The organism is Rhodoferax sp. GW821-FHT02C08 (assembly GCF_059421805.1).
This window is the reverse complement of sequence record NZ_JBWKVR010000043.1, coordinates 1-17,470: the sequence shown is the minus strand read 5'-3', so window position 1 is coordinate 17,470 and position 17,470 is coordinate 1. Positions and strand designations below refer to the sequence as shown.

The 17,470-nt window shown below is 65.5% G+C and carries 16 protein-coding genes; 4 read left to right on the top strand and 12 right to left on the bottom strand.

The genetic code is table 11. The annotated features are described in order from the left end of the window. The first annotated feature begins 183 nt into the window (after positions 1–183). Together AC07VY_RS26110 and AC07VY_RS26105 are read left to right on the top strand one after the other, a co-directional pair. The gene (locus AC07VY_RS26110; protein ID WP_495100062.1) at positions 184–1,437 is read left to right on the top strand and encodes an ABC transporter substrate-binding protein; all 1,254 of its coding nucleotides are present in this window, start codon (positions 184–186) and stop codon (positions 1,435–1,437) included. Positions 1,438–1,549: 112 nt separating this feature from the next. Beyond that, entirely contained in the window at positions 1,550–3,238 is a 1,689-nt protein-coding gene (locus AC07VY_RS26105) for an AMP-binding protein (RefSeq protein ID WP_495100061.1), read from the top strand. Here the strand turns inward: AC07VY_RS26105 and AC07VY_RS26100 are convergent. The 12 genes from AC07VY_RS26100 to atzF form a co-directional block, all read right to left on the bottom strand. Beyond that, positions 3,235–3,993, bottom strand: coding sequence for a GntR family transcriptional regulator (locus tag AC07VY_RS26100; protein WP_495111406.1), 759 nt, complete (start codon positions 3,991–3,993; stop codon positions 3,235–3,237). The genes AC07VY_RS26105 and AC07VY_RS26100 overlap by 4 nt on opposite strands. A 45-nt stretch (positions 3,994–4,038) precedes the next feature. Next, positions 4,039–4,710, bottom strand: a complete 672-nt coding sequence (locus AC07VY_RS26095) for a cysteine hydrolase family protein (RefSeq protein WP_495100059.1) — start codon at positions 4,708–4,710, stop codon at positions 4,039–4,041. Next, positions 4,707–6,320, bottom strand: a complete 1,614-nt coding sequence (locus AC07VY_RS26090) for an ABC transporter ATP-binding protein (protein WP_495100058.1) — start codon at positions 6,318–6,320, stop codon at positions 4,707–4,709. Before AC07VY_RS26090 ends, AC07VY_RS26095 begins: the two co-directional genes overlap by 4 nt. A gap of 13 nt (positions 6,321–6,333) precedes the next feature. Further along, a complete protein-coding gene (gene biuH, locus AC07VY_RS26085; protein WP_495100057.1) occupies positions 6,334–7,017 on the bottom strand; it encodes a biuret amidohydrolase in 684 nt (227 codons plus the stop codon). A 5-nt stretch (positions 7,018–7,022) separates the two neighbouring features. Further along, positions 7,023–7,943 carry an ABC transporter permease gene (locus AC07VY_RS26080; protein WP_495073983.1) on the bottom strand — a complete coding sequence of 307 codons (921 nt, stop codon included), beginning with the start codon at positions 7,941–7,943 and terminating at the stop codon, positions 7,023–7,025. Beyond that, positions 7,940–8,998 carry an ABC transporter permease gene (locus tag AC07VY_RS26075; protein WP_495100056.1) on the bottom strand — a complete coding sequence of 353 codons (1,059 nt, stop codon included), beginning with the start codon at positions 8,996–8,998 and terminating at the stop codon, positions 7,940–7,942. Before AC07VY_RS26075 ends, AC07VY_RS26080 begins: the two co-directional genes overlap by 4 nt. A 9-nt stretch (positions 8,999–9,007) precedes the next feature. Beyond that, a complete protein-coding gene (locus AC07VY_RS26070; protein WP_495100055.1) occupies positions 9,008–10,126 on the bottom strand; it encodes a BMP family ABC transporter substrate-binding protein in 1,119 nt (372 codons plus the stop codon). A gap of 102 nt (positions 10,127–10,228) precedes the next feature. Then, positions 10,229–11,347, bottom strand: a complete 1,119-nt coding sequence (gene atzD, locus AC07VY_RS26065; protein ID WP_495100054.1) for a cyanuric acid amidohydrolase — start codon at positions 11,345–11,347, stop codon at positions 10,229–10,231. A 16-nt stretch (positions 11,348–11,363) separates the two neighbouring features. After that, a complete protein-coding gene (hpxZ, locus tag AC07VY_RS26060) occupies positions 11,364–11,741 on the bottom strand; it encodes an oxalurate catabolism protein HpxZ (RefSeq protein ID WP_495100053.1) in 378 nt (125 codons plus the stop codon). 9 nt (positions 11,742–11,750) lie between these two features. Further along, on the bottom strand, positions 11,751–13,172 hold the full coding sequence (locus AC07VY_RS26055) for an AtzE family amidohydrolase (RefSeq protein WP_495100052.1): 1,422 nt from the start codon (positions 13,170–13,172) through the stop codon (positions 11,751–11,753). Further along, positions 13,169–13,378, bottom strand: coding sequence for an AtzG-like protein (locus AC07VY_RS26050; protein WP_495100051.1), 210 nt, complete (start codon positions 13,376–13,378; stop codon positions 13,169–13,171). The genes AC07VY_RS26055 and AC07VY_RS26050 overlap by 4 nt, the downstream gene beginning before the upstream one ends. Positions 13,379–13,400: 22 nt before the next feature. Next, complete coding sequence (gene atzF / locus AC07VY_RS26045; RefSeq protein WP_495100050.1) at positions 13,401–15,149, bottom strand: allophanate hydrolase; 1,749 nt, start codon at positions 15,147–15,149, stop codon at positions 13,401–13,403. A 201-nt stretch (positions 15,150–15,350) separates the two neighbouring features. On the opposite strand from atzF, the gene AC07VY_RS26040 reads away from it, so the two are divergent. Both AC07VY_RS26040 and AC07VY_RS26035 read left to right on the top strand, forming a co-directional pair. Further along, on the top strand, positions 15,351–16,979 hold the full coding sequence (locus tag AC07VY_RS26040; RefSeq protein ID WP_495100049.1) for a peptide chain release factor 3: 1,629 nt from the start codon (positions 15,351–15,353) through the stop codon (positions 16,977–16,979). A gap of 4 nt (positions 16,980–16,983) precedes the next feature. After that, the gene (locus AC07VY_RS26035) at positions 16,984–17,379 is read left to right on the top strand and encodes a GtrA family protein (protein WP_495100048.1); all 396 of its coding nucleotides are present in this window, start codon (positions 16,984–16,986) and stop codon (positions 17,377–17,379) included. Positions 17,380–17,470 lie beyond the last annotated feature (91 nt).

The window sequence follows — 17,470 nt, the reverse complement described above, 5'->3', positions numbered from 1 at the left end:
GCTGCGCGCGGCTGTGACGACCCGGCCACTTCCATTGACTGTTCTTCGATACTCTGAGGCAGGTAGCTAATCAGGCACTTTTCATACGCATTCTGCGCAGATCTAGCTCGCAATGGCTTGCCGACTTGGACACAAAATGTTGCAATACGCTGCATTTTTCTTGCACCAAGGAAACCCCTGTCTATGCAAACTCCATCCTCTATTGCCGGCGTTTCACGTCGCTATACGGCCGCTTCGCTGGCACTCGCAGCTCTGTTGGCAACAGGCTCATCGTGGGCCCAGCAGACCATCAAGATCGCCAACATCGTGGAGCTGTCGGGCGCGGGCGCCACAGCGGGTACCAACTTCAAAAACGGGGTGGAGCTAGCGGTCAAGGAAATCAACGCCAATGGCGGCATTCTGGGCAAAAAGATTGAAAGCAGCACAGCTGACACCCAGAGCAACCCGGGCGTCGCCAAGGGACTGACGCAAAAAGCCATAGACAACAATGTGTTCGCCATCTTCGGGCCGGTGTTTTCCGGCTCCATCGTGGTCAGCATGGCTGAGAGCCGCCGAGCCGAGGTGCCCAACTGGACAGGTGGCGAGGCCGCCGGCATCACCCAGCAGGGCAACCCGTATATCTTCCGCACCAGCTTCACACAAGCCACGGCCATGCCCAAGGTCGCCACCTACATCACCAAGACCAGCAAAAACCTGGCCGTGCTGTATGTGAACAACGACTTTGGCAAGGGCGGGCTGGACATGCTGAAGAAGGCGCTGGCGGGCTCGCCCACCAATGTGACGACCGAGATTTCCACCGAGTCCGGCCAGCTGGACTTCTCGGCCGCCGTGATCGCCGCCAAGCAATCCAATGCCGACGCGCTGTTCGTCTACACCAACGAGGAAGAATCCGCCCGCGTGCTGCGCGAGCTGCAAAAGCAGGGCTGGACCAAGCCCATCATCGGCGAAACCACACTGACCGGCCAGAAGGTCATTGAGCTCGCCGGCGACGCAGCCAACGGTGCCATCGCCCACGTGGGGCTGGCGGTGGATGCGCCCATCCCCACCGTGCGGGCGTTCAACGCCAAGTTCGAGCGCGAATACAAATACGTATCCGACCACAACGGAATGAAGGGCTACTCCGGCGTCTATGTGATGAAGGCCGCGATCGAGAAAGCCGGCGTACTGGACCGCAAGGCCGTCGCCGCCGCCATGAAGGGCCTGAAGATCAACACCGACCGCTACCCCGGCGTGCTGATGTACACCGAGTTCGACAACAAGGGCGACCTGGACCGCATGAGCTTCATGGTGCAGGTGAAAAACGGCAAGCAGACCGTGGTGGACTTTGTGCCACCCCTGCCCAAGGACAAAGTGATTGGCGCCGCGCCTGCGCCTGCACCGGCCGTGGCCCCGTCCGCCCCCAAGGCCGGCGGCAAACCCGTAGCCGCCAAGCCCTAAGCTATCGCGAGGCCCATGTCGCCCAGGCGACGCGGCCCCACCTCGCACTAGGACAAGCCCGGTAACACCTGTGGACCAGGCACTCCAGAATGGTCTCCCCAAGGAGCAATGCATGGAAAAGTGCTGGTTGAAGAGTTACCCCGACGGCGTGGCGCATGACATTGACGTGCACCAGTTCACCTCGCTGGCGCAGGTGCTGAACACCTCCTTCAAGCAGAACGCCGACAAGCCCTACTCCGTCTGCATGGAGCGCTGGATGCGCTACGGTGAGCTGGACGCGTTGTCCACCGCCATGGCCGCCTGGCTGCAAGCCCAGGGGCTGGAGCCCGGCGCCCGGGTAGCCATCATGCTGCCGAACATCCCGCAGTTTTCGGTCGCCATGGTGGCCGTGCTGCGCGCCGGCTATGTCTGCGTCAACGTGAACCCGCTGTACACCCCGCGCGAGCTGGAGCACCAGCTGAAGGACTCGGGCGCCACCACCATTGTGATCCTGGAGAACTTCGCCCGCACGCTGGAAGAAGTGGTGGGCCGCACCGCCATTAAACACGTGGTGCTGACCCGCATGGGCGACCTGCTGGGCCTGGCCTATGGCAGCCTGGTCAACTTCATGGTGCGCCATGTGAAAAAGCTGGTGCCAGCCTATAGCCTGTCCAGCAGCGCCACGCTGCGGGTCACCACGTTCAACAAGGCCCTGGCGGATGGGCGCAAGCGGCCTTTCAAACCGGCCAACTGCACCCTGGATTCCACCGCCTTTCTGCAGTACACCGGCGGCACCACCGGGCTGTCCAAGGGCGCCATCCTGACGCACGGCAACATCGTGGCCGCCATGCTGCAAACCGAAGCCTGGTTCACGCCGGCCTTGAAGCAGGTGGGCGAAACCAACAAGGTCAACTGCATCATGGCGCTGCCGCTGTACCACATCTTCGCGCTGACGCTGTGCTTCATGAGCATGCGCCTGGGCTCGCACATGACCCTGGTGCCCAACCCACGCGACATCGGCGGCTTCATCCAGGTGCTGAAGAAGCGGCCATTCCATCTGCTGCCAGCCGTCAACACACTGTTCAATGCCCTGCTGCTGCACCCCGATTTCAAGACCGTGGACTTCTCCAGCCTGTTCGTGTCCCAGGCTGGTGGCATGGCGGCCTCGGAAGGCACGGCGCAGCGCTGGATGGAGGTCACCGGCTGCCCCATGATTGAAGGCTGGGGCATGAGCGAAACCTGCGCCGTCGGCACCAACAACCCTGTGCTGAGCAAGACCTTCAGCGGCAGCATAGGCCTGCCCCTGTCCAGCGTGGACATCGCCATCAAGGACGACGACGGCAACAACCTCCCCATTGGCGCTGCGGGAGAGATCTGCATCCGGGGCCCCAACGTTACCGTGGGCTACTACCACCAGCCCGAGGAAAACGCCCGAGCCTTCACCGCCGACGGCTATCTGCGCACCGGCGACATCGGCATGCTGGACGCACGCGGCTATGTACGCATCGTGGACCGCAAGAAGGACATGATTCTGGTCAGCGGCTTCAACGTATTCCCCAACGAGCTGGAGAACGTGATCTCGCTCTGCCCTGGCGTGGTGGAATGTGCAGCCATCGGCATCCCCGACGAACGACAAGGCGAGGCCATCAAGGTGTTTGTCGTCAGAAGTGACCCGGCATTGACCGAGGCCGACGTGCTGACCTACTGCCACAAGCACCTGACCGGCTACAAGCAACCCAAGTCCATCGCCTTCCGCGATGCATTGCCCAAGTCCAACGTAGGCAAGATACTGCGCCGCGAGCTGCGCTTGCCGGCAGCTTAACTGGGGCTCTGCCCCACCTGGCGGGCCACGTGCACCTGGTGCAGCGTGATCTTGCGCACCTCGGCCTGGCTGGCCTGGATGTGGGCGCGCAGCAGCATCGCTGCCTGGTCACCACGGTGGCTGCGTATGGCTTTCAGAATCTTGGCGTGTTCTTCGTAGGTGGCGGTGATGCGCGCCTGCTTGGTGAAGTCCAGCCTGCGGATGATGCGTATGCGCTCGGTCACATCGCGGTGCACCCGGGCCATCTCGGTATTGCCGGCCGCGCGCACCAGCGCGGAATGGAATTCCTCGTCCCACTGCGCGACCTGCAGGCTGTCGCTGCTGCGCTGCGCCACCGGCACCAGCCAGATGTCAAACAGCACGTCCAGCAATTGGTGGTCGATCTGGATGTGCGGTGCGGCAGCCCCGGCGCTGCCCTCGCACAGGCGGTGCGCGGCGGTAGTTTCCAGCACCATGCGCAGGTCGTACAGCTGCTCGAACTGGTCGAAGTCGAACGGCAGCACGCGCCAACCGCTGCGGAACAGCACCTCCACATAGCCCTCTTGCTGCAGCCGGGTCAGCGCCTGGCGCACGGGGGTGCGCGACACGCCCAGGCGCTCACTGATTTCGTTCTCGGTAAAGCGGTCGCCAGGTACCAGCTTGAATTCGGCCACGTCGCGTTTCAGCTGGGCATACACCTCTTCGGCGCGCGAGCGGTGTACAGCGGGTTCTGCGGGGGAAGCGGAGGAAGTGGGGGTTGGAGTCAAGGAGTGCACAGGGCAAACTTTAGCAGGCGCCACATAAGCCACGACATAACCCGCTCACAGCGCGGCCAATGCCCGCAGCACCGCGGTACTGGGTGCTGTCCAGCCGACGATGCCGCCCTGGGCGCGCACCATCTCCAGCGTGGCCGCCTTGAACTGCGGAAAGTAGCTCTCGGTGCAGTCCTCCAGCAGCAGGCCGTCATAGCCGCGGTCGTTGGCCTCGCGCATGCTGGTCTGCACGCAGACCTCGGTGGTCACGCCCATGAACAACAGCTGCTGGATGCCGCGCTCTTGCAGCACCTCGTGCAGGCCAGTGGCATAGAACGCGCCCTTGCCGGGCTTGTCGATGACGATCTCGCCGTCCACAGGCGCCAGTGCATCAATGATCTGATTCCCCGGTTCGCCCGCGATCAGGATGCGGCCCATATTCCCCACATCACCGATGCGCAGCGCCGGGTTGCCGCGGTTCAGCTTAGCCGGCGGACAGTCCGACAAATCGGGCTTGTGCGCCTCACGGGTGTGCACCACCAGGCCACCGGCCTGGCGCCAGGCCGCCAGCATGGCCTGACTGGCCGGCACGATGGCCTCCAGCAAGGCCACGTTATTGCCCAGGGTCTCGCCAAAGCCGCCGGGCTCAATGAAGTCGCGCTGCATGTCGATGATGACCAGGGCGGCGCGGGCGACATCCAGCGGGTAGTCGAACGGCAGCGCGGAGATGTTCAGGCTCATGCGGCCTCCTTGTGGTCGTCGTGCCCGCCGCCCATGTGCGCGCCCAACACGTGTCGCTCGGCGGTAGCGGCCGGGGTTTCAAACACGATGCGGCCTTCGCTCATCACCACGATGCGGTCGGCCAGCTCCAGCAGTTCGTCCAGGTCTTCGCTGATCAGCAGCACCGCGCCGCCGCGGTCCCGCACGCCGAGGATGCGGCTATGGATTTCAGCCACGGCGGCAAAGTCCAGGCCAAACACCGGGTTGGCCGCGATCAGCACATTGATGTCACCGGCCAGCTCGCGCGCCAGCACTGCGCGCTGCACATTGCCGCCCGACAGGCTGCGGATGGGCGCGCCCTCACCCTGGGTCTTCACGCCGTATTCCCGGATCCAGTCGCGCGCGCGGTTGCGCCAGATGGAGAAGCGCAGCAGGCCGCCGAGGTTCAGCGGCGGCTGGTCAAAATCGCGCAGCGCCATGTTCTCGGCCACCGACAGATCGCCGACGCAGGCATTGCGCAGCGGCTCTTCCGGCAGGCTGCGTACCTTGAGGCGGTGGTTGTCTGCGCGCCGCGCCGCGTAGTCCTCGCCCATGACCTGCACCCGGCCACCGAGGCGGGGGCGCTGGCCGACCAGCGCCTCGACTAGCTCGCGCTGGCCATTGCCGGAGACACCGGCCACACCCAAGACCTCGCCCTTGCGCACCGCCAGGCTCAGGCCGTGCAGCGCCAAGGTGCCGCGGTCGCCCTGGGCTTTCAGGTCGTCTACCTGCAATGCGATGGGGCCGTCGTTTGCTGCACTTTGTGTAGCACGTTGCGCAGGTAAATCCTGCGCCAGAGCACTATTTGGCTCTGAACTTTCACCCATCATCGCCTGCGCCAAAGTCTGCGTCAGGATTTGTGGCGCCGTGCCGGCCACACGGCCGTGGTGCACCGCCTTGCCGCGGCGCAGCACGGTCACGCCATCGGCATAGGCCAGCACCTCGCGGAACTTGTGGGTGATGATCAGCACGCTGCACTGGCCGCTCTGGGCGAAGGCGCGCACGTGGCCCAGCACCTCGTCGGCCTCCTGCGGCGTCAGCACCGAAGTCGGCTCGTCCAGTATCAGCAGGCGCGGCTTCAGGTACAGCTGCTTCAGCAGCTCCAGCTTCTGCTTCTCGCCGGCGGCCAGCTCGGCCGGGCGCGCATCCAGGTCCAGGCTGAACGGTGTGGTGGCCAGAAAGGCTTTCAGCTCGGCGCGCTTGGCGGTCCAGTCGATCACGGCCGGCAGGGTGCCGCCGGCCAGCAGCAGGTTCTCGGCCACCGTCATGCCCGGCGCCAGCGTGAAGTGCTGGTAGACCATGCCGATGCCCAGGCTGCGGGCGACGATGGGATTGGCAATCGCCTGCTCGCGCCCGTCGAGCATGATGCTGCCCTCCTCCGCGCGCTGGAAGCCCGCCACGCATTTCACCAGCGTGCTTTTGCCCGCGCCGTTCTCGCCCAGCAAGGCATGCACCGTGCCCGGCTCGACGCGCATCGACACGCTGTCCATCGCGGTGAAGCTGCCGAAGCGCTTGGTCAGGTTATAGGTCTCCAGCGCCAGAGCGCCGGTGCCTGTTGGAAGCGCGCCGATAGGGGTGGAGTCTGCAGCCATGGAGTTCCTTGGGTTAGACAACGTCGAGCAGCGCGGCCGATGGCGCGTGCGCGCCAAACACGCCGCCCTGCATCGTCACCATGTTCAGCGCCGCCTGGTGGTTGGCCGGGTCGGTGGCGGCCGTGCAATCGGACAGCAGCAGGCATTCATAGCCACGGTCGTTGGCGTCGCGCATGGTGGTGTGCACACACACGTCGGTGGTGATGCCGGCCAGGATGATGTTCTGTACACCGCGCTGGCGCAACACCATGTCCAGGTCGGTGGCGTAGAACGAGCCCTTGCCGGGTTTGTCGATGATGACCTCGCCCGGGAACGGTACCAGCTCGGGGATGATTTCCCAGCCCGGCTCGCCGCGCACCAGGATGCGCCCGCAGGGGCCGACGTCGCCAATGCCGACGCCGTCTGCGCCAATCTGCCGCGAGCGCCAGCGCTTGTTAGCCGGCAGGTCCGACAGGTCGGGTCTATGCCCTTCGCGGGTATGGATGATGTGGTAGCCCAAGGGGCGCAGCCGCGCCAGCACATGGGCAATCGGCGCAATCGGCGCGCGGGTCAGGCTGATGTCATAGCCCATCACATCCACGTAGCCGCCAACGCCGCAGAAGTCGGTCTGCATGTCGATAACGATCAGCGCGGTGTTGTCTGGGCGCAGCAGGCCGTTGTAGGGCCAGGCGTAGGGGTTGGCAGCAACATAGGCCATGGTATTTACCTTGTAGAAGATAGCTCGCCCGGGCTGCCGACGGCCACGCTGCCGGGCTTGCAGGTAAAGACGAGGATCACCAGCGTCAGCACATAGGGCACGGTGTTAAACAGGTGGTAGCCCCAGCCTATGCCCACCGACTGCATCGCCGGGCCGATGGCGCCGGCACCGCCGAACAGCATCGCTGCCCCCACACAGCGCAGCGGGCTCCAGCGCGCAAAAATCACCAGTGCCACCGCGATCAAGCCCTGGCCACTGGAGATGCCTTCGTTCCAGCTGCCGGGGTAGAACAGGGTCAGCGACGCACCACCGAGGCCGGCCATGAAGCCACCGGCGGCCGTGGCCGCAATGCGGATGCCCGACACCGAATAGCCCAGCGCCCGGGTGGCATTCGCCGAGTCGCCCGCGAGCCGCACCAGCAGCCCCCAGCGCGTGCGCGCAAAGGCCCACCACAGGCCCACCGCCAGCGCGATGCCGATGGGCAGCAGCGCATTGATCTGCAGTGCCGACTGCACTACGCTGGACCCGCTCCAGCCGCCGAGCGGAATGGCCGGAATCTGCGGCGCCTGCGGCTGTATCAGCGGCTTGCCCAGGTAGAAAGCCAGGCCGGTGCCGAGCAGCATCAGCGCGATGCCGGTGGCCACATCATTGACCCGCGGCAGCGAGCACAGCACGCCGTGCAAGGTCGCCAGCAAGGCCCCGGCGCAAGCGCCGGCCAGCACGCCCAGCCAGGGCGAACCGGTAAGGTAGGCTCCGCCAAAGGCGCTCATCGCCGACAGCACCAGCACGCCCTCCAGGCCGAGGTTGATGCGGCCAGACTTTTCGGTCAAACACTCGCCCAGGCTGACGAATAGAAACGGCGTGCCGACGCGCAAAGCGCCGCCGACAATTCCGGCCACCAAAGCCACCCATTGGTCTGCAGTCATGTGGCCTCCACACCAGCAATAGCCGGTCTACGCATCTTGGAAAACAGCAGCTTCCAGTCCACATCGCGCAGCGCCTCGCTGGCCAGGATCAGCACGAAAGCAATGCCCTGCAGCACCATCACCGAGGCATCCGGCAAACCTAGGCGGCGCTGCAACAGACTGCCAGCCGCACCGAAGCCGCCGAACAAAATGGCCACGGGCACGATGGCGACCGGGTTGTGCCGGGCGATGAAGGACACCAGGATGCCGGCATAGCCGTAGCCGGCGATCAGCGAGGCATTCGCGTTGGTGTGTACCGCGGCGACTTCCACCGCACCGGCCAGGCCGGCGCTGGCGCCACCGAGGGCGCAGGCCGTCAGAATCAATTGCGTGGCGGGCAGGCCGACCAGCTGTGCAGCGCGCGGGTTGCCACCCACCACGCGGATCGAAAAGCCGGAGGCCGTCCAGCGCAGCCACAGCCCCAGCGCCACGCAGGCCAGCACACCGAGTACCAGCCCCCAGTGCACATCCGAGCCGGCAATGCCGGTGATCAGCAAGCCCTCGGGCAGGCTGTGCGTGGCGGGCTTGTTCAAGCTGGCCGGGTCGCGCAGCGCGCCTTCGACCAGGTGCTTGAAGATGCCGATCGCCACGTAGGCCAGCAGCAGGCTGCTGATGGTCTCGTTGATGCCGCGCGCCTGGCGCAGCCAGCCCGCCAGCATGATCCACAGCGCCCCGGCCAAGGCGCCAGCGGCGCAGGCGATCACCGTGCCCAGCAGATTCGCCGATAGCGGCAGCATGGTGCCCACCGCTGCACAGGCCAGACCGCCCAGCACCAAAGCCCCCTCGCCACCGATGATGACCAGACCGGCGCGCGCTGGCAAGGCCACGCACAGGGCTGTGAGCATCAGCGGCGCCGAGCGTTGCAGCGTGTTCTGCCAGGAGAACCAGTCGCCGAACGCGCCCTTGAACAGCGTCAGCCACATGTCCAGCGGGCTGACCCCGGCAAACCAGACGAAGACGCCGAACAGCAGCAGCGCCAGCGCAATCGCCGAAGTGGGCAGCAGGATGTCTTTCATGGTGCGGGTTTAGAAGCTGCCTTGCACGCCTTCAACCAGGTAATTCATGCCCTCCAGCACCGGATCGGTTTGCTTCAAGATCTTGCCAGCGGCAATGACCTCTTTGCCCTTGTTGTCCTTCAGCGGGCCTTTGAAGATGTCGAAGGTATCGGCCACCATCTGTGCCTTGATGCCATCGGCCTGCTTCTTCGCCGCGTCGGTGACCATGCTGCCGTAGGGCGACATCTTCACGTAGCCTTCTTTCAGGCCGCCGCGCAGGAAGTTGGGGTGCGGTTTGCCGGCCTGGGCGGCGTCGATGATGGTCTTGTAGGCGGTGAACCAGTTCCACTCGGCACCGGTGAGGTAAGCATTCGGTGCCAACTTGGCCTGGCTGGCGTGGTAGCCGCACACCATCTTGCCGCGCTTGGCAGCGGTCTCGACCACCACCTTGGGGCCGTCCACGTGCATGGTGAACACATCGCAGCCCTGGTCGGCCAGGCTGTTGGTGGCCTCGGCTTCTTTCACCGCCATCGACCAGTCACCGGTGAAGATCACGCTGCAGGTGATGCCGGGCTTGACGGATCGCGCGCCCAGGGTGAAGGCGTTGATATTGCGCAGCACCTGCGGAATCGGCTTGGCCGCGACGAAGGCGATCTTGCCGCTCTTGCTCATATGGCCGGCGATCACGCCATTCAGATACTGGCATTCGTCGATGTAGCCAAAGAAGCTGCCCACGTTCTTCGGGTGCTTGCCCTCGGTCCACATGCCGCCGCAGTGCGAGAAGCGCACATCAGGGTACTTGGGCGCCAGCGCCAGGATGTGCGGGTCGAAGTAGCCGAAGGAGGTGGGAAACAGCAGGCTCGCACCATCCTGGGCAATCATGCCGGTCATGGTCTTTTGCACGGCCGAGGTCTCGGGCACGTTCTCTTCTTCCACCACCTTCACGCCGGGTAGCTTCTTGATCTCGGCAGCGGTTTGCGCATGCGCCTGGTTGTAGCCGTAGTCGTCGCGCGGGCCGACGTAGATCACGCCCACGGTCAGAGGCTTTTGCGCCAGGGCGCGCGGCGCCCAGCTACCCAGGGTGCCCGCAGCCGTCAAGGCGGCCAGCGTTTGGAGGGACTTGCGGCGGTTCAGGCTGTCAGAGCTCATACGTTTCTCCAGAAGAGTGGTTACCAAAATAGTGCACGAGAAGATATTCCAACTTGGATACAAGATGGGACGCAAAATGCATGCCTGCGCATTCAGCGCCCCTCAAGCCGAACCGACCCGCACGATGGCCGCCACCGGCCCACCGCCCGCAGGCCCCTGGTGCTCGGCCCCGCCGGACACATACAACGCGGTGCTTCCCACTAGCGATGCCAGCACCGCACCCACGGCGGCACGGGCATGGCGCGTGGCGTTAATGTCGGAGTCGTTCAACATGGTGTGGCGCAGGCCGCGCACCAGGCCATCCGGGCTGGCCTCGGCCTTGGCCAGCAGATTGACCAGGCCTGGCAGGGCCGATGTACCGTCCCCCTCCATGCCGAAAGCGCTGCGCAGCAGTTGGCGCACGCTGGCGGCATCCACCGCATCGCGCATCACGGTGTGCGCAATACGGTAGGGCGACGCAGCCCCCTCGGCCTCGCCCAAGACAATCACCACATTACCCTCCAGCTCGATGCCGGCCGAGGCGGAGGCGCGGGCCGAATACAACGACCCGTCGGCCAACACCGCCGCGGCTACGCCGGTCTGCGGCGGCACTTCACCCAAGGCCACGGCCACACCCAGCGCCGAGGCACCACGCGAATAGCCCATGGATTCATAGCTGTCCTGCGTAACTGTCTGGGTGCCGCGCTGCTGGGCTGCACGCACCTTGGCGGCAGTCAGCAGCGGGCACTTGATCTGCACGAAATGCACGTCAGCCGCATCGTCTATGCCGGCGTCCTGCATGGCCTGGCGCACCGCAGCAGCCGTGCACGCAATCTGGGCGGCGCGCCCTATCTCCTCGGGCAGGAAGTCGCGCGTATGCGCCACCCCCACCACCAGGCGCTTGCCTTGGGCTGGCACCGCATCCACCCAGCGGCGCGAGAAAACCGTCCAGTGCGGCGACAGCACCCCTTCGGTGCCGCCCGACATGACCAGGGCCACGCGCTGCCCCACTTCGGCGGGCGTGCAAGCCAGATGCGGACTGAGAAAGTAGCACCAGCTGGTAGAGGCGAAGTCACGGGTGAAGTCATTCACACAGCCGTTGCCCTCGGTCTTACCCATCACGGCCACGATGTCCACAGGATGCAAGACCCCGCTGGCGATCAAGGCCTGCACGCCCGACAGATCCCCGGGGCCGCTGCACAGCACCCGGTGCACCTCCACGTGTTGGACTCTGCTGTTCATACGCGCACCGCCGGCATCACAACAAGCTGACGTGGGCCGCCACCACCCGCCAACCCACAGGCGTGCGCAGCCAGGTCTGGCTCTGGCGTCCGGTCTTGCCGCTGCCCTTGCGTTGGAATTCCACATTGGCTGTGGCGAAGTCCTGCCCGTAGGTGGTGATGACGGCCTTCAGCAGGCTGCGCTCCAGCCCCTGGGCCGGGCGGCCGGCGCGAAACGCCCGGATTGCGGCGTAGCCATACAGGTTCTCGGTCGCGCCATAGCGCAAGGTGTGCGGGCTGTCCCAGAACAGCTCGTCCAGCACCTCGACTTTGTTGTGGACCAGCGCGTCCTCGTAGCGCGCAAACACGGCCTGTACTTCGGCCAGTACGCTGGGGAGGTTGATGGCATAGGTCATGGTGGTTCCTTACAACGATGCGAGCGGCGCACGGCATACGCCTGCGGCCTCCAGCACGGCGGCGGCGCGCAGCACCAGGTCTTCGCGCCAGGGGGCGGCAATCAGCTGCACGCCAATCGGCAAGGCCGGGTGCGCACCCCAGACCGGTACCGCACACACGGGCAGGCCGATGCAGGAGATGGGTTGCGTCAGCACGCCCATGTTCGGGCGCAATGGCAGGTCGCGGCCATTCAGGTCCAGCCTCTCCGCCCCCAGCGGTGTCGCCGCGCAGGGCGTGGCCGGTGCCAGCAGCAGGTCGTACTGGCCGAGCACCTCCGCCGCAGCCTGGGCGTAGCGGCGCCGCACGCGCTGGGCCCGCGCCACCCAGGCGGCGGGCAGCAGGGCACCCGCCAGAAAGCGGTCGCGCGACAGGGGCTCGAAGTCGCCCGCGCGCAAACGCAGATTGTCCAGATGCAGGGCCGCGCCTTCGGAGTTGGTGATCAGAAACGCGGCGGCACGACCGGCCTCTACCCAGGGCAGCTCCACCGTATCCGTCGCACCCAGCGCCTGCGCCACCGTGGCCACAGCAGCACGGGCCTCCGGCAGGGCGTTATCAAAGAAATAGCCGCCCAGCACGCCGATGCGCAGGCCCTTGATTCCCAAGTCCAGCTCATCCACTACAAATTCTGTAGCACGTTGCGCACATCCTGCGTCCACGTGCGGGCCTTTTGCTTCAGACCCCTGCATGGCGTCATAGGCCAGGGCCAGGTCGCGCACGCTACGGGCGAACGGGCCCAGGTGGTCCAGGCTGGTGACGAAGGGAAAGCTGCCGGTACGCGGCAGGCGCCCGAAGGTGGGCTTGAGGCCGAAGATGCCACACAGCGAGGACGGCACGCGGATCGAGCCATTGGTGTCCGAGCCCAGGGTCAGCGGCACCTGGCCAGCAGCCACAGCGGCGGCACATCCACCCGACGAGCCCCCCGCCGTACGGCCCAGGTCGTGCGGGTTGTGGCAGGCGCCTTCGTGGCTGTTCTCGGTGGTAAAGCCGTAGGCGTATTCGTCCATGTTCAACGCACCCACCAGGATGGCCCCGGCCGCCTCCATGCGCTGCACCAGCAGGCCATCTGCCGTGGCTGGCGCGCTGTCGCGCTCGATCTTGGAGCCCGCCAGGGTGCGCAGGCCGGCGATGTCGAACAGGTTTTTTACCGCGAACGGCACGCCCAGCAGGGGCAATGCGGCCTGGCTACCGTCGACCAAGCCAGCGTCTATCTGTGCGGCTCGCTGCAAAGCACGGGTCTGCACCAAGTCGGTGAAGGCGTTGACGCGAGCGTCGGTTGCCGCGATGCGGGCCAGACAGTCCTGTACCAGCTGCGTAGCGCCCACTTCGCGCGCAGCCACGGCCTGGGCCATGCGGGCAGCATCCTGCTGCCACCAGGCAGTAGTGGCCGTCATGGCGCGCCTCCGGGCACAGCCGGCGAAACAGGGATGAAGGCCATGGGCGACTCGTCCTGCAGCGTCAAGGGCACGGCCTGTACCAGCTCGGCCATGCCCGCCGCCAGGGCGTAGTAGCGCAGCACACCGGGGCGCGCATCGCCCAGCTCCAGGCCCAGCGCGGCGGCGGCTGCGTCGACATAGGTTTCGATTTGCTGCTCTGTCATCACCGCGCCTTTCGCTGAAAAATCATCCGGCAAGGCTGCCGCTGGCGATGTAGGCACGCCAGCCGCCGAAGTGCGAGATATCCGTCGCCCCCTGCAAAGCCTGCGGCTCGCAGACAAAGCCCTGCACCGTGCTGCCATCGGCCAGGGTCAGGCTGCCGATGCCCAGCGGCGCGGGAATCAGCGCGACGAACGAGCCGTAGTGCGCCAACGGCATTTCCCACACCTCCACCGCAATCTGCGTGCCTGCGCCGGGGGCAATGCGCAGCAGGCCCGGCTTGGGCGGCACGGTGCCGGGCAAGGCAAACAACTGGTAGTCGGGGGCGGTATGCGTGCTGGCCAGCAGCGTGGCCTGGCGCTCCGTCAATTGGCTGTTCAAAGGCATGCCCGACAGATGGGCCCCCACCACCGCCACACGCACCAGCGCCTGTGGCTGCAGGCCCGGAATGCTCTGCGGCGCAGGCAGAGGCAGGCCCAGCGCGCCCTGCAGCATGCCGCTAGCATGGTGGTAGCGCTGGCCCAGCTCGGCCAGTTGCCAGTCGCTGCCGCAGGGGCCAATCAGGGTGATGCCAAACGGCAGGCCGTCCGGCCGCAGGCTGCTGGGCACAGAGATCGCCGCGTAGTCCAGCAGATTGACGAAATTGGTATAAGCCCCCAGGTTGCGGTTCAACACCACCGGGTCGGCCTGCATCTGGGCAATCGTGTAATGGGTGGGCGCGGTGGGCACCAGCAGCAGGTCGATGGCGTCCCTGCCCACCCACATGGCCGCGGCCTGCTGCCCGTAGGCGCGCAACCGCACCTGCGCATCAAACACATCGGCCGCGCTATAGCCCTGCCCTGCAGCCAGAATGCTGCGCACCGGCTCAATCACCTGGTCGGCATGGGCATCGAAAAAGCCGCGCACGGCGGCATAGCGTTCGGCCACCAGGGCGCTGTCATACAGCAGCGCCGCAGCAGCAGCCAGCGGCGCGTAATCAATCGACACGGGCGTGCCGCCCATCTCCACCAGGCGCTGTATGCCCTGCTGGAACGCCGCCTCGGCCATAGCGTCGCCAAAGAATTCCAACTGCGACGGCACGCCAAACCGGAACCGCACTGGAAAGGCGGTGCGGGCCAAGTCCAGGTCGCGCGAATACGGGTCCAGCGCGTCATAACCCATGGCGGCATCCAGCACACGCACAGCCGTGCCGACGGTACGGGCAAAAATGGACACGCAGTCCACGCTCTGCGCGGCCGGCACCAGGCCACGGGTGCTGATGAGTCCTTTGGACGGCTTGATGCCCACAATATTGTTCAGCCCGGCTGGCACGCGGCCCGAGCCGGCGGTGTCCGTGCCCAGCGCGAAATCAACCTGCCCGGTGGCCACCACATAGGCCGAGCCGGAACTGGAGCCACCCGACACATAGGCGGGGTTAAACGCATTCGGCACCGGGCCATAGGGCGAGCGCGTGCCATTCAGGCCGCAGGCGAACTGGTCCAGATTGGTCTTGCCCAGCAGCGACGCACCAGCCTTGAGCAGCTTGTGCACCACGGCGGCGTGGGCCGTGGCCGTATAGGCAAAGGCCGGACAGGCCGCCGTGGTGGGCAGGCCCTGCACGTCCAGATTGTCTTTGACCGCGAATTGCCAGCCGGCGAGCGGCCCGCCGGGCGCCCCTGCCACGGCCTGGCCGGGGCGTGATAGCCAGGCCGCCGCAGCCCCCGCCCAGGCGCCAGATTCTGCGCTGACCATGCCGCCAAGCGCTGCTCCACTTTCCAGAGTTTCGGTTTGCACCATTTTTACGCATCCCAACTTGTATCCAAGATGAGATGCAAGCAATATGCCAGCTTGGCTGCGATCCATACAGCTGCACAACTGTGCGGTTTGGCCGCGCCCGCAGCCTGCGCGCCTGTATGTGCCAGGTTTTCGGCCGCCCTGGTTAAAATCTAAGGTTGCCTGCCCCACCGGCAGCGCCCCTGACCTGCTCTGGAAAACACCTTGTCTTACGCCTCTGAAACCCGCCGCCGCCGCACGTTCGCGATCATTTCCCACCCGGATGCGGGTAAAACCACGCTGACCGAAAAGCTGCTGCTGTTCTCGGGCGCGATCCAGATTGCCGGGTCGGTGAAGGCGCGCAAGGCCACCCGCCACGCCACGTCCGACTGGATGGAAATCGAGAAACAACGCGGCATTTCGGTGGCCTCGTCGGTGATGCAGATGCTGTACCGCGACCACGTGATCAACCTGCTGGACACCCCCGGCCATAAGGACTTCTCGGAAGACACCTACCGCGTGCTGACGGCGGTGGACTCGGCCCTGATGGTGATTGACGCGGCCAACGGTGTCGAAGCGCAAACCCGCCGCCTGATCGAGGTCTGCCGCCAGCGCGACACGCCCATCATCACCTTCGTCAACAAGATGGACCGCGAAGTGCGCGAGCCGCTGGACATCCTGGACGAGATCGAGCGCGAACTGGGCATGCCCTGCGTGCCGATGACCTGGCCGGTCGGCCAGGGCAAGAGCTTCGGCGGCATCATGAACATGCGCACGCAAACCATGACGGTGTTCGACTCCGGCAAGGAGCGCCTACCGCAGGAGTTTGAAACCATTGCCCTGAGCAACCGCGAAGAACTGACCAAACGCTTCGGCAGTGAATTCGAAACCGCCGAGCAAAGCATGGAGCTGGCTGCGGGTGCATCCCCCGCCTGGGACCTGGAGGCCTTCCTGGCTGGCAAGCAGACCCCGGTGTTCTTTGGCTCCGGGGTGAACAACTTTGGGGTGATGGAAGTACTGGACGCACTGGTGGACCTGGCCCCCTCACCCCAGTCGCGCACCAGCACCACGCTGGTGAACCGCCAGCCAGTGGTCAAGGAAATCCAGCCCGAAGACAAGGCCTTTGCCGGCGTGGTCTTCAAGGTGCAGGCAAATATGGACCCAGCCCACCGCGACCGCATCGCTTTCGTGCGCATGGCATCCGGCAAGTACACGCCCGGCATGAAGCTCAAGGTACAGCGCACCGCCAAAGAGCTGCGCCCGACCAGCGTGGTGACCTTTCTGAGCCAGCGCCGCGAAGCGGTGGACGAAGCCTATGCGGGCGACATCATTGGCTTTACCACGCACGGCGGCGTGCAGCTGGGTGACACCATCACCGACGGCGCCAGCCTGCAGTTCACCGGCCTGCCCTTCTTCGCACCCGAGCTGTTCATGACAGTGATTTTGAAGAACCCGTTGCGCACCAAGCAGCTGCAGCAGGGCCTGGCCCAGCTGGGGGAAGAAGGCGCCATCCAGGTGTTCCGCCCCGACGTCGGCGGCCCCATGCTGCTGGGCGCCGTGGGCCAGCTGCAGTTTGAAGTGGTACAGCACCGCCTGAAGGCCGAATACGACGCCGACGTGCGCCTGGAAAGCTGCCAGTACACCGGCGCCCGCTGGATCACCGCCGACACCCCGGCCGAGCTGCGCAGCTTCACCGACGCCTACCCCCTGCGCATGGCCCACGACGCGGCCGACACGCTGGCGTATCTATGCACGTCGCCCTACGACGTGCGTCTGGCGCAGGAGCGCTTCCCCAAGATCCACTTCCACCCCCTGCGCGAACACGCTGGGCTGGCGCTGCAGACCGCGGGTTAGGCCCGTGCACAGGCTCCCCACCTTTCTGCGATTTTGCGTGGTCGGCGTCATAGGTCTGGGGGTGGACCTGGCGGTACTGTATGCGCTGGCCTGGGCCATGGGCTGGTATGCGGCGCGGGTGCTGTCTTTCATCGCGGCGGCCACGACCAACTGGTGGCTGAACCGACGCTTTACCTTCCAGGCCGATGCCTCGGCATCCGTGTGGCAGCAGTACCTGCGCTACATGGTGTCGATGCTGGGGGGCGCGGTGCTGAACTACGCGGCCTATGTGGCGACCCTACACTGGATCCACATACCAGGCCAGGCGGTGCTGGGTGTCGCGCTGGGCAGCTGTGCGGGCTTGGTGTCCAACTATCTGTCGGCACGGCACCTGGTGTTCAAGCAGCGCCGTCAGTCTTAGAACGTGTTTACGTTCTAAGAGCCTGTTCAAAATCTTTTTTGATACTGACTTTCCGCTAAGCTGCTGGCCCCATGAGAGCCAAGTACCCCAG

Coding starts and splice junctions, on each gene's coding strand:
- atzF (WP_495100050.1), bottom strand. CDS start 15,149: ATGGTGCAAACCGAAACTCTGGAAAGTGGAGCAGCGCTTGGCGGCATG.
- AC07VY_RS26105 (WP_495100061.1), top strand. CDS start 1,550: ATGGAAAAGTGCTGGTTGAAGAGTTACCCCGACGGCGTGGCGCATGAC.
- AC07VY_RS26110 (WP_495100062.1), top strand. CDS start 184: ATGCAAACTCCATCCTCTATTGCCGGCGTTTCACGTCGCTATACGGCC.
- atzD (WP_495100054.1), bottom strand. CDS start 11,347: ATGAACAGCAGAGTCCAACACGTGGAGGTGCACCGGGTGCTGTGCAGC.
- AC07VY_RS26095 (WP_495100059.1), bottom strand. CDS start 4,710: ATGAGCCTGAACATCTCCGCGCTGCCGTTCGACTACCCGCTGGATGTC.
- AC07VY_RS26050 (WP_495100051.1), bottom strand. CDS start 13,378: ATGACAGAGCAGCAAATCGAAACCTATGTCGACGCAGCCGCCGCCGCG.
- AC07VY_RS26055 (WP_495100052.1), bottom strand. CDS start 13,172: ATGACGGCCACTACTGCCTGGTGGCAGCAGGATGCTGCCCGCATGGCC.
- AC07VY_RS26075 (WP_495100056.1), bottom strand. CDS start 8,998: ATGAAAGACATCCTGCTGCCCACTTCGGCGATTGCGCTGGCGCTGCTG.
- hpxZ (WP_495100053.1), bottom strand. CDS start 11,741: ATGACCTATGCCATCAACCTCCCCAGCGTACTGGCCGAAGTACAGGCC.
- biuH (WP_495100057.1), bottom strand. CDS start 7,017: ATGGCCTATGTTGCTGCCAACCCCTACGCCTGGCCCTACAACGGCCTG.
- AC07VY_RS26090 (WP_495100058.1), bottom strand. CDS start 6,320: ATGGCTGCAGACTCCACCCCTATCGGCGCGCTTCCAACAGGCACCGGC.
- AC07VY_RS26070 (WP_495100055.1), bottom strand. CDS start 10,126: ATGAGCTCTGACAGCCTGAACCGCCGCAAGTCCCTCCAAACGCTGGCC.
- AC07VY_RS26080 (WP_495073983.1), bottom strand. CDS start 7,943: ATGACTGCAGACCAATGGGTGGCTTTGGTGGCCGGAATTGTCGGCGGC.